Origin of the sequence: Gemmiger sp. An120 (assembly GCF_002160955.1) — a bacterium.
GTDB classification, from domain to species: domain Bacteria; phylum Bacillota; class Clostridia; order Oscillospirales; family Ruminococcaceae; genus Gemmiger_A; species Gemmiger_A avium.
In genome coordinates, this window is the sequence record NZ_NFLN01000007.1 from 131,165 (window position 1) to 141,989 (window position 10,825).

Sequence of the window (10,825 nt, forward strand, 5' to 3'; positions counted from 1 at the left end):
TTACGCCAGCAAAAAGGCCCACAGGTTGCGGATCTGGGGTTCCAGGGTTTCGTAAGCCCAGAGTTTTTCGCTGTTCTGGGGGCTGTTGGGGTCGTTGACCCGGATGCCGCCCTCCTCCAGCCCCGCCAGCAGGATAAAATGCCCGGTGGTGGTGAAGTCCCCCGGCCGCACGCTGCAGATGATGGGCTGGCCCGCCGCCAGCGCTTCGGTCACGGCGGATTCGGTCAGGGGCAGTTCCCGGCTGGTCAGGCCCCACGTGGCACAGCCGGTGCGCATCAGCTCCCAGCTGGTGCCGTTCTGCCCGCAGTAGCCGGCCTTTTCGGCAGCCGCCGCCACCCGGGCCGGGGTGATGGTGTCGTCCCCGGTCAGCCCCGCCGCCGCCATGGCCAGGCAGGTGGGCCCGCAGCCGTTGATGGCCAGGATGTCCCCGCCGTACCGGGTACAGCCCCAGCGTTCGTCCCATTGCAGCAGCAGCGGGAAACTCCCCTTTTCCACCGTCCCCACCGAGTCGGCGGGCTCGTCGTCCTTGTGCCAGGGATAGCCCTCCACAAAATCCAGCGCGTCGGGATGGCGTTCCAGCAGGTCCAGAAGATCCTCGGTGTACAGTTCCGCGTGGGCGTTGATCCAGGCAATGCGCTCCTCGTCGGTACCCTGGGGCGGGGTCAGGCCGGCGGCGGGCGGCTGGGACTGGGCCGGGGCCAGCCGGTCGGCCAGCGCCGCCGCGCACCGGTACACCCCAAAGCAGACCGCCACCACCGCCAGCAGGCAGACCGCCGCCCGCCGCCGGGCTTTTCTCCGCCGGGCCCGACGCCGCGCCGGGGACACATACCGCACCCGTCTTGCGGGCTGCGCACCATGTTCCATTTTTCTCTCCCCTTTCCCTTGCCCTGTATTCTAGCACGGGAACGGGCGCGGGGTTTTGCGGCTGCCTGTTCGGTTTTATACGATTTTCCGCGCAAAATCTTACGATTTTCTTGCGGCGCAGAGTGCGAAAAGCCGGGCTGCACGGAAAGAGAACCTCTCTCCGCGCCGCCCGGCGTGTTTTTAATAGGGCCGTTCGTAGGTATCCAGCCGCCAGCCCTCCGGTGTGTTCACCAGCCGCACCGGGTATTCCACCAGATAATCCCAGTTCCCGGTATCGCGCCGGTAGATAAAGGAATCGTCGGTTTCGTAGTCCTGGGGCGAGGCATAGTGGGCCACCAGCATAAAATCCACGGCGTCCTCCCTGGCGCCGATCAGGCGGTAGGTATCGAACGCACCGTCGGTGTAGTAGATATCGGTGCCCATGTCGCCCAGAATCACCGTGGTCCGGCCGTCCTTTACCCCGAACCGCTGGGTGAACCCGGTTTTTTCCAGATACTCCCCGGTAAACAGGCCCCGCATCTTTTGGGTAAGGGCCGCGTAATCCCCGTCTTCCCCCTCCACCACGGCCGCTTCCACGGTGTACCCGTTTTGCTGGACGGGAAAGGTCTCCCCCATCCGGTTGCCGGGCAGCCTGAGGATATCGCTGGCGCTTCCAAACAGGTAGTCGTCCGCCGCTTGACGTGCCGCAGTAAAAAGGGCCTGTTGTTCCTCCGTCAAAAAGGACAGGTCGGTATACTCCTGCCGCTGCTGGGGCGGATAGGTGCGGTCGGTGTAAGCCGGGTCGTCGAACCGGTCAAACCGCCAGCCGGTTTCCTCGGTGTACTCCGCCCGCAGGGGCAGTTCCCGGACGAACACACCGTTTTCCCCCTCGTAGTGGGCCAGCAGGGTAAATTCTTTAAAGGAGTTCTCCACCTCGCTGTAGCCCACGTACTGGTCCACGGTCAGAAAGTTGTCGGTACGCCCGCCCTGATAGGCCGGGTCGGGCTGGGCGGTGTCCGCCGCGTACCAGAGCACCCCGTCCCGGTTCCGAAATGTGCCCTCGGCCAGCAGCGCGTCGGCGTATTCGTCGGTGAACACCGCCCGCACCATCGCCTCAAAATCCGCCCAGTTCTCATACCGGTTCCAGGCCCGGTAATACAGTTTGCCGTCGATCTCCTGGCTCAGGGTGCCCGGCTGATACCAGGTACCGTCCTCCCGGGGGAAGTCCTCCACATGGGAGGGGTTGCCCCGGAACAGCCGGAACACCTCCCGGGCCCGCAGATATTCCTCCGTCATGTGGATAAAGCCGGGGGTCACCGTATTCTCCCGGACCTGCTGCGAGACCGGCGGTTCCCCCTCCAGCTGGACGACGAATCCGCTGCCCTCCCCCGGTATCCGGGCGTCCTCCTCCCGCAGCGGGGCTTCGGAGGATGAGGCGGAGGCCCCGGCGCAGCCCGCCGCCAGCGCCAGGCCCAGCAGCAGCGCCAGCGGGGCGCACAGACGTTTTTTCTTCATAGATGGCGGCTCCTTTCCGGGCCGGGCGGCCCTGGATTTTCCATCCTCAGTATACCCCGGTATCTGCCGCCATTTCTCCAACAAGTTGTATCCAAACGGTAAATATCACGCCACCGGCAGCATCGATTGGAACCGCAGCCGGGGCTCCTCCTCCACCGGCAGCACCGTGTAGAGGATCTCGTATTCCCCCAGGTTGCGGGGCCCTCCGTAGTTCGCGCCCGAAAACATGGTAAACCGGGCGCTGACCGTGGTCTCGTTCACCCGGGTGCAGGTCAGGCCATAGGGGGCAAAACTGTCGTTCAGGCCGATTCCGGTAGGGAATTCAAACCGGCGGGCGGCCGCGTTGTAATCCTCCGACTGCCACAGGCTGGCCGGGATATTTTCCAGCCCAAAGACCCGATCCAGCAGCCGTTCAGCATTTTCCCGGGTCACATACATGGCCATGCCGTCTTCCGAGTATTCGGCATACGCCTTATACCGCTCCTCCATCCAGGTAGTCGACAGCAGGAACCGCTCCTCCAGGCCGGGTTCCTCCTCAAACAGCGCGGGGCTCACCTGGTCAATCCCCTCTTCCCGGTCCAGAATGGGGGTCACCAGTTTGTTTGTCAGCCAGTGGGCCTCGGTCAGGACCGGATCCTCATAGGTTTTCTCGCGCGGCTCATTCATTGAGAATATCGACTCCAGCCGGTAGGGGCAGACCGTGCTGTCCGGCTGGAACACAAAGGTATACAGCAGAGTATCCTCCGCCGGCTCATTATCCTGGCCGTCCCCCTCGTAGACGATGGCGGAAAGGCAGATGATCCCCTCCTCGCAGGAAATGCTGTACGGGTCAATCTTCACCGTCTGCTGGCCGTAGTCCACATTCCAGGGCACGCACAGGCAGCCCTCCGGGGCGGGGTATCGGGCCCGCTGGGTGCGGGCCAGGTCGTCCAGCTCCACCCGCAGGCCGAACAGCTGCTCGATCACCGCTTCGGTCTGTTCCACCGCGTAATAGGGGATGCCCTGCTCGTTCACCGGGGCGGTGACCCCCTGCCGTTTGTCCAGCCAGCTTTGATACTGATACGCCAGCAGCCGCAGCCGGGTATAGTCCGGCCCCTCGGCCAGTTCCCCGGTGCTGCCGATCGGGTAGCCCGGCATATTGCACAGCTGGCTGTCGCTGAAGAAGGAGATAAACTCCGCCTGGTCAAAGGTCTGGCTGAAGGACGGCGGCGCGGGGGTAGCGGTCGGCGCGGAGGTGCTCGCCGCGGGCGGTGTACTCGCCGGTCCGGACACGGCGCTTTGCGCCCCGGAAGAACCGTCCTCTCCGGCTGTGCCGGATTCCACCGCGCCGGTAAAGGTACACCCGGCCGCCAGCGCCGCCGTCAGCAGCAGGGCCGCCAGTGCCCAGGCCGCGGCCCGGGGCCGGTGGGCGATGCGGCTTACCCGCTCCCGCAGGCTGCGTTTGCCGCCGGTCAGGGTGGAGGCGGTCACCAGCAGCGAGGGCGCGCGGGCGCAGCTCATGGCCAGCAGGGTGCGGCCGTAGGCCACCCGTTCCTCCGGGGCCAGACGGCGCAGCGCCGCTTCGTCGCAGGCCAGTTCCCCGTCCTGCCGGGAGGCCGCTGCCGCCCACCAGACCAGCGGGTCAAACCAGTGCAGCGCCAGACATATCCCCCGCAGCGCCGCCCACAGGTTGTCCCGGTGGCGCAGGTGGGTCAGTTCATGGGCCAGCACATGGCGGATCACCGCCGGGTCGGCCGCCGCGGCTTCGGTCAGGTAGATGGCCGGGCGCAGCAGTCCCGCCAGACAGGGGGCCTCCACCGCGCCGCTCACATACACCGTCACCCGGCAGCGCACCGCCAGCCGTCGGCGGCTGCGGCGCAGCCGGGCGTAAAACCGCAGGCTGGAAGCCCCCAGCGCCGCCAGCACCACCGCCGCGCCGGCCAGCCAGACCAGCGGCAGCAGCGTCTGCCATGTCAGCGCCCGCTCCATCTGCTGGTACTCCCGGTCGGTGGCCGGGCGGGTAAAGACCAGTTCCGCCCCGCCGTCCGGGCGGGTGCGGTAGCCCTCCACCGTGCCGTTTTCGCCCCGTTCCACCCGGTCCACCGTCTCCACCAGTTCCGCGGTCCGGGCGGCGGGGGTGCGCTCCACCGCGTTGAGCAGGCTCACCGCGCTTTGGCCCAGGTTCACCGGCAGCAGCAAGCGCAGCAATACCAGCCCCCACACCGCGTACCGAACCCCGGCCCGCAGCCGGTCTTTCAGCACAAACCGCAGCAGCCCCACGATCAGGATCAATCCGGCGCTGCTGACCGCCCAGTCAAGGGTCATTGTCCTCCGCCTCCTTTTCCGCCTGCTGCAATATCGCGTACAGCTCGTCGATCTCCCGGCGGCTCAGCGCCTGTTTTTGGGTCAGCGCGCTCACCAGCAGGCTCACGCTGCCCTTGTACACCCGGTCCAGAAAGCTCTCCGCCTCCCGCAGCGCCGCGTCCTCCCGGCGCACCGCCGGGCTGAACCGCCGTACCCCGTCCCCCTCCTGGGCCGTCACCGCGCCCTTTGTCTCCAGGCGGCGCAGCAGGGTCAGGGTGGTGCTGCGGCTCCAGCCCCGGCGGGCGGCCATCTCCTGGGCCAGTTCCCGCCCGGTGCGGGGCGATGCGTCCCATAAACACTCCATTACATCCCATTCGGCCCCGGTCAGTTCCATACGCCCCATCCTTTCTGTTTACGTCTGTAAACACTCTACCACAGTTGTCTACAACCGTAAACACGCCCGGACACAAACCGGCGGTTTCGCCAAACTTTTTCGGCAAAGCGGCAAAAAGACCCGGGACCCTTCCGCAGCAGAAACAGAAGGGTCCCGGGCTGAGATTGAGAGGCCGTCCGGCCCCGGCGCCGCACAGGGAGGCGCAGCAGCACAAAGGCGCGGACGGAAAGGCTGGCAGAGACGATCAGGCAAACAGGGCCGCGATCTTGGGCAGATAGCCGGACAGGGCCGAGGCGGTCATGATCAGCACGAACACATAGCTGATGGTCATGCAGATGCGCAGCGCGGTGGGCTTTTTGTAGCCCTCGTTCACGTCCTTGCGCCAGAGCAGCAGCAGGATGAACAGGCCGCCCACCGGGGTGGCGATGGAGGTGGCGATGTTGGCCATCAGGATCAGCTGGGTGGGAGAACCGCCGTAGCTGTAGCAGACCACCATGGCGAACAGCAGGCAGGCCAGGCAGCCAAACCGCACGAACTTGGTTTCCAGGCCCACGTCCTTGTCCAGGCCGGCGCCCAGCAGCACCATGCCGCGCTGGGTATTGGCCAGCAGCGAGGAGAAGCCCGCGCCCAGCAGCGCAAAGCCCATGATGAACCGGGCGGCGCCGCCCATGATGGGTACCAGCAGCTCCGCCAGCTGGGCGGGCGCGGTGATGGACAGCCCCTGGGGATGCAGCACGATGGCGCCCACCAGGATGATGGAACCGGAAATCAGCACCACGCTGAGCACATGCACCAGCGCGTCGGTGAACATGACCCCGTTGAACAGGTCTTCCTTATTCCATTTTTTCTCCTTGCCCAGGTAGGTGGCGTAGATGCCGGAGGTAACGGCCGCGTTGGTGGAGATAAAGGCCAGGGCGGTGGCCAGGCTGCCCTCGGGCACCTGGAAGGACACCAGCCCCTTGCCGAATTCGCCCCAGTCCGGGCCGCCCACCCCGATCAGGGTGGCGTAGAAGGAAACGATCATCACAAGGATGCACAGGGTAATGATCTTTTCCACCTTGGAATAGACGTTTTTGGCAAAGTAGCAGTACAGCACCACGGCAATCATGATGACCGATCCCAGCTTCCAGTTGACGCCGAAGATCAGGTTCATGCCGGCGCCGGTGCCGGAGATGTTGCCCATGGTGAAGAACAGGCAGGCCAGAAAGACCGCGCAGCCCACCACCGTGGAGGCCACGGGGCCGAAATATTTGCGGATGGCGTGGATGGTGGGCAACCCGGTGGTGATGGCCAGCCGGTTGGTGGTCATCATGAAGGTGATGCCCATAAAGATGATGGGAATAATCAGCCAGATCAGCGCGTAGCCGTAGTCCGCGCCAAGCATGGCGGAGGTAGTCACGGCGCCGGGACCGATCACGATACCGGTGGCCACCAGGCCGGGACCGATGCGTTTCAGCAGATCTTTTACGGGGAGTCGCTTCACGTCAGAACCAAACTCCACCTGGTTTTTGTTCATGATGGCAGCTCCTTTTTCATAAAAGGCGGGGCGCTGCTCTGTGCAGCGCCCCGCTTTGAGGATAGGCCCGGCCGCGGGGCCGGAACGTCCGTGTTGTCAGCGGTACTGCGCCATGTCCACCGCAGGCAGCTGGCTGCGCTCCAGACCCAGAGCCACCCAGTCCTTCTCCTCCTGGTTCAGGGGCAGAACGGGCTTGCGCATCAGGGCGTTGGCAAAGATGCCGCGCTGACGCAGCGCCTCTTTCAGGCGGGCATGGGCCTCACCGGAGGGCTGGCCGCCGCCGTAGATGGCCTGGGAGATGTGGTAGATCCGGTTGGACCAGTCCTGGGCCTCTTTCAGGGTGTGCTTGTCGGGATTGCGGAAGACTTCCCAGGCCGGGCAGATCAGCTCGGGCACGCAGCCGGCAAAGCCGATCAGGGCGCCGTCCATGCCGGGGAACCAGCTCACGCACAGGGTCTCGTCGTGGCAGGTGATCAGGGAGATGTCGGGGCACTCCTCGCGCAGCTTGCGCACGTCGTGCTCGTAGATGGAGGTCACGCGGGTGCCCATCTTGATGCACTTCACGTGGTCGATCTCCTTGCACATCTTGATCAGGGTGTCCACCGGGTAGAAGGCCTTGCTGGTGGCCGGGTACAGGTGGATGATGATGTCGATGTCGGCGCCCTCGGCCACGTCCTTCACGTACTGGAACGGAGCATCCGGATGCATGCCGAAGCGCAGCCACATGTGGGGAGGCATCAGCAGGATGCCGTCGGCGCCGGCGGCCTTGGCCTCGGCGGCCATCTCGATGGATTCCTGGGTGTTCTCGCAGTTCACGCCGGAGATGATGGTCATCACGTCGCCGCACTCCTCGGCGCAGATCTCCACCACCCGCTTGCGCTCGGCGCGGGTCAGGCCGGTGATCTCACCGGTATGGCCGTTGCAGACCAGGCCCTCGATGCCCTTGCCGTAGAAGCTCTTGATCCAGCGCAGGTAAGCGCGGAATTCGGGCTCGTTAATGGTGTAGTCGTCGTTCAGGGGCACAGACACTGCGGGGAAGATAGTCTTGAAAGTTTTAACCTTAGCCATGATGGATCTCCTTTCCATACTCATGCGATCGTATCGGATCGGTTGGATAACACGGACGAAGGTTCTGTGTTGCGCACCGCAGAACACTTGCTACAAACGTTTGTATCTTTTCTGTGCCTTCATTATGCCACCGGTTCCGGGTACCGTCAATGGATTTGGCGTTCTCTGCAAATTCTTGCAGTTATGTTCCAAGTTTTTGCACAAAACAGCGAAATGCACAGCCAAAAACGCGCCGGATTGTGCAGTTTGAAACGCCCTCTTCGGATTGCAATCCCCTTTTTCCAACGGTATAATACAAATAGATACAATCGTTTGCATTCGGAGGTGCAATATGGCGACCCTGAAAGACGTGGCGCGGCTGGCCTGCGTGGATGTGAGCACCGTCTCCCGCGCGCTGAACAATACATCCTATGTGCACCCGGATACCAAGGCACGGATCTACGCCGCCGCCAAGGAGCTGGGCTATCACCCCAACGTGATGGCCCAGGCGCTGCGCCAGGGCCGCCGGCATGTAATCGGGGTGGTGGTGCCCCGGCTGCATCTGGCGATCTTTTCGGAGATATTGCAGGGCATCGAGCGGGAGGCGGGCCAGCTGGGCTACTCCACCCTGATCTGCTTCACCGAGGACGATCCCAAAGCGGAAAAGGACTGTCTGAACCGGCTGCGGGGCGGCTTTGCGGACGGCATCATCATCGCGGGCACCGGCCGCAACGGGCGGATGCTGCGGGACATCCAGGCCAGCGGCATTCCGCTGGTGCAGGTAGTGCGCCGGCAGGAGGCCCAGATCAGCAGCGTGGTGGCGGATTACCGGGAATGCGGCGCCGACGCGGTGCGGTTCCTCTATAATAAGGGATGCCGCCGCCTAGGGCTGATCAGCGGCTCGTCTCATCTGGCCCCCTACCGGGAACGGCACGAGGGGGTGCGCCGGGCTGCCAAGGAACTGGAGATGGAGGCCTTTTACAGCGAGTGCGACCGGCCGGTGAACACCTTTGAATACGGCTACGACTGCGCCAACCAGCTGCTGGACGAGCACCCGGATCTGGACGCGATCCTGGCGGCGGTGGACGTGCAGGGCCTGGGGGCGATCCGGGCGGTGACCGAGCGGGGCCTGCGCATCCCGAAACAGATCAAGGTGATGAGCCTGACCGGCCACGAGGTGGGGGCCATGCTGCAGACCGCCATGACCAGCATGGAGATGCCCTCCCGTCTGATGGGCCAGAAGGCCGCCCGCATGGTAATCGAGGAGGTGGAGGCCCCCGGCGGCCAGCGCCCGGCCCCGCAGCACCTGTCCTTCACCATGCAGCTGGAAGAACGGGAAAGCACCTGATGCCCTTTCCTGCGCAATTTTGCAAACTTCTTTGTTTTGGAACCCCATAGCAAAGCAGCTTTGTAAAAAAAGAACAGCAATTTTCAACAATAGGGCAGCAATCCGTAAGAATGACTTTGTCCCCGTCTGTTGCTATAATAAAAAAAGAGTATCGCCGCTGACGCGAAAACTATTGGACGGAGGAGAATTATGGAACCTATCAGCGCACAAGATCGTGAGATTCTGCGTCAATTGGCGCACAAGCAGCTTACATTTGCCAACAGTCCCCGGAACGACGAAATCCTGAAGCAGTGGGACGCCCTGGCCCATGGCCGGCGCGAGAGCCCTACGGTTCGCCTGCTGTTCTCCAATTTCCCCAATGAGGTTGTATATCCGCGGATGCGCTGCACCGGTGCGCGTGCCCGGCAGCTGGAAGAGATGCTGCTGACCACCCTGGTCGGCCGGGAGTTGTTTGATGACGACACCCCCATCTCGCCCACCTTTGATATTCAGTGGAAAACCTGGGTGCATCCCTTCGGCACACAGCCCAAGATCACCCATGCCGACGGCGAAGGCGCCATGGGGTTCCATATTGATCCTATCATTGACGATCTGGCCGAGGGCATGGATCTGCTGCGCGGCGGCAGCTTCGGCGTAGACCGGGAAGCCACGGCCGCCCTGGAGGAAGCCGCCAACGAGGCGTTCGGCGACATCCTGCCGGTGCGCAAGGTCATGCCCAGCCTGCCCGGCATGATCACCAACCCGCTGGTGCACCTGATGGGCATGGAAAACTATTACCTGTCCATGTACGATTACCCGGACGAACTGCACGAAGTGATGGACATGGCCACCACCGTGTATGAGAAATACTATGACTTCCTGGAAAACGAAGGCCTGCTGCTGCCCACCAACGGCATCAGCCCCATCAACCAGGAAAGTTTCGCGTTCACCTCGGAGCTGCCCACCGAAAACGTGACCAAGACCACCCAGTGCTGGGGCTTTTTGGAGTCACAGGAAACCACCGCGGTGTCCCCGGACGTATTCGGTGAGTTTGTGTTCCCCTATCAGGACCGTATGGCCAAGCGGTTTGGCCTGCTGAGCTACGGCTGCTGCGAGCGGGTGGACGCCATCTGGCCGGATTACCTGTCCAAGTGGAAGAACCTGCGCAAGCTGTCGGTGTCTCCGTTCAACAACGAGCGCCAGATCGGCGAATACCTGCGCGGCACCAACGTGGTGTATTACAGCAAACCCCGCGCCGAATACGTCACCAACCATGGTCCTCTGGACGAAGAAGCCCTCCGCGCCTACTTCAAGGGCGTCTGCGAAGCGGCCAGCGGCTGCCTGTTCGAGATGGCCCAGCGCGAGGTCGGCACCATCTTCGGCGACTACGACCGCGGCCGCCGCTACGTGCAGATCGCCCGCGAGTGCATCGCCGAGTACTGGAAACCCTGAAAAAACCAATCTGAATGAGCCAATCTGGGGCCACAGGCCCCAGACCCCATCCCGCGGGCCGGATCCCTCCGGCCCGCACTTTTTATGATGTCTTATAAGGTAAAAGCCACCCGCCGCCGCCCGTCATCCGTCCGCCGCGAGCCTGGTGCGCTTCCAGACAAGGCCGTTAAGACCGACCTTCCGGTGGAAGGTCGGTTAGGCCGAGAGTCCCTGCGAGCTGAACCGGAGCGCACAGCGCGAACGGTGAAGCCGCCCCACGGGAAACGATCAGTTTCCCGTGGGGGAAGCAGCACCAAACAAAAAAGCCACCCTCCGCCGCCCGTCATCCGTCCGCCGCGAGCCTGGTGCGCTTCCAGACGAGGCCGTTAAGACCGACCTTCCGGTGGAAGGTCGGTTAGGCCGAGAGTCCCTGCGAGCTGAACCGGAGCGCGCAGCGCGAACGGCGAAG

Annotated in this window: 8 protein-coding genes; 2 read left to right on the forward strand and 6 right to left on the reverse strand. The window is 63.6% G+C overall.

What is annotated here, in order from left to right; all coding sequences use genetic code 11:
* From B5E65_RS08090 to B5E65_RS08115, 6 genes are all read right to left on the reverse strand, one after another.
* The gene (locus B5E65_RS08090; RefSeq protein ID WP_087171263.1) at window positions 1-864 is read right to left on the reverse strand and encodes a C39 family peptidase; all 864 of its coding nucleotides are present in this window, start codon (window positions 862-864) and stop codon (window positions 1-3) included.
* Window positions 865-1,044: 180 nt separating this feature from the next.
* Entirely contained in the window at window positions 1,045-2,358 is a 1,314-nt protein-coding gene (locus B5E65_RS08095; protein WP_087171264.1) for a hypothetical protein, read from the reverse strand.
* A gap of 105 nt (window positions 2,359-2,463) precedes the next feature.
* A complete protein-coding gene (locus tag B5E65_RS08100; RefSeq protein ID WP_087171265.1) occupies window positions 2,464-4,662 on the reverse strand; it encodes a M56 family metallopeptidase in 2,199 nt (732 codons plus the stop codon).
* The gene (locus B5E65_RS08105; RefSeq protein WP_087171266.1) at window positions 4,652-5,035 is read right to left on the reverse strand and encodes a BlaI/MecI/CopY family transcriptional regulator; all 384 of its coding nucleotides are present in this window, start codon (window positions 5,033-5,035) and stop codon (window positions 4,652-4,654) included. The genes B5E65_RS08100 and B5E65_RS08105 overlap by 11 nt, the downstream gene beginning before the upstream one ends.
* 244 nt (window positions 5,036-5,279) lie before the next feature.
* Window positions 5,280-6,551, reverse strand: coding sequence for an Nramp family divalent metal transporter (locus B5E65_RS08110; protein WP_087171267.1), 1,272 nt, complete (start codon window positions 6,549-6,551; stop codon window positions 5,280-5,282).
* Between the two features lie 96 nt (window positions 6,552-6,647).
* Window positions 6,648-7,619 carry a dihydrodipicolinate synthase family protein gene (locus tag B5E65_RS08115; protein WP_087171268.1) on the reverse strand — a complete coding sequence of 324 codons (972 nt, stop codon included), beginning with the start codon at window positions 7,617-7,619 and terminating at the stop codon, window positions 6,648-6,650.
* A 331-nt stretch (window positions 7,620-7,950) separates the two neighbouring features.
* Here B5E65_RS08115 and B5E65_RS08120 point away from each other — a divergent pair, with 331 nt between their 5' ends.
* Complete coding sequence (locus B5E65_RS08120) at window positions 7,951-8,946, forward strand: LacI family DNA-binding transcriptional regulator (RefSeq protein WP_087171269.1); 996 nt, start codon at window positions 7,951-7,953, stop codon at window positions 8,944-8,946.
* A 189-nt stretch (window positions 8,947-9,135) separates the two neighbouring features.
* A complete protein-coding gene (locus tag B5E65_RS08125; protein WP_087171270.1) occupies window positions 9,136-10,377 on the forward strand; it encodes a uroporphyrinogen decarboxylase/cobalamine-independent methonine synthase family protein in 1,242 nt (413 codons plus the stop codon).
* The last annotated feature ends 448 nt before the right edge of the window (window positions 10,378-10,825 follow it).

Excerpts from the sequence above, each read along its gene's own strand:
- B5E65_RS08090 (WP_087171263.1), bottom strand. The coding sequence starts at position 864 with ATGGAACATGGTGCGCAGCCCGCAAGACGGGTGCGGTATGTGTCCCCG.
- B5E65_RS08095 (WP_087171264.1), bottom strand. The coding sequence starts at position 2,358 with ATGAAGAAAAAACGTCTGTGCGCCCCGCTGGCGCTGCTGCTGGGCCTG.
- B5E65_RS08100 (WP_087171265.1), bottom strand. The coding sequence starts at position 4,662 with ATGACCCTTGACTGGGCGGTCAGCAGCGCCGGATTGATCCTGATCGTG.
- B5E65_RS08105 (WP_087171266.1), bottom strand. The coding sequence starts at position 5,035 with ATGGAACTGACCGGGGCCGAATGGGATGTAATGGAGTGTTTATGGGAC.
- B5E65_RS08110 (WP_087171267.1), bottom strand. The coding sequence starts at position 6,551 with ATGAACAAAAACCAGGTGGAGTTTGGTTCTGACGTGAAGCGACTCCCC.
- B5E65_RS08115 (WP_087171268.1), bottom strand. The coding sequence starts at position 7,619 with ATGGCTAAGGTTAAAACTTTCAAGACTATCTTCCCCGCAGTGTCTGTG.
- B5E65_RS08120 (WP_087171269.1), top strand. The coding sequence starts at position 7,951 with ATGGCGACCCTGAAAGACGTGGCGCGGCTGGCCTGCGTGGATGTGAGC.
- B5E65_RS08125 (WP_087171270.1), top strand. The coding sequence starts at position 9,136 with ATGGAACCTATCAGCGCACAAGATCGTGAGATTCTGCGTCAATTGGCG.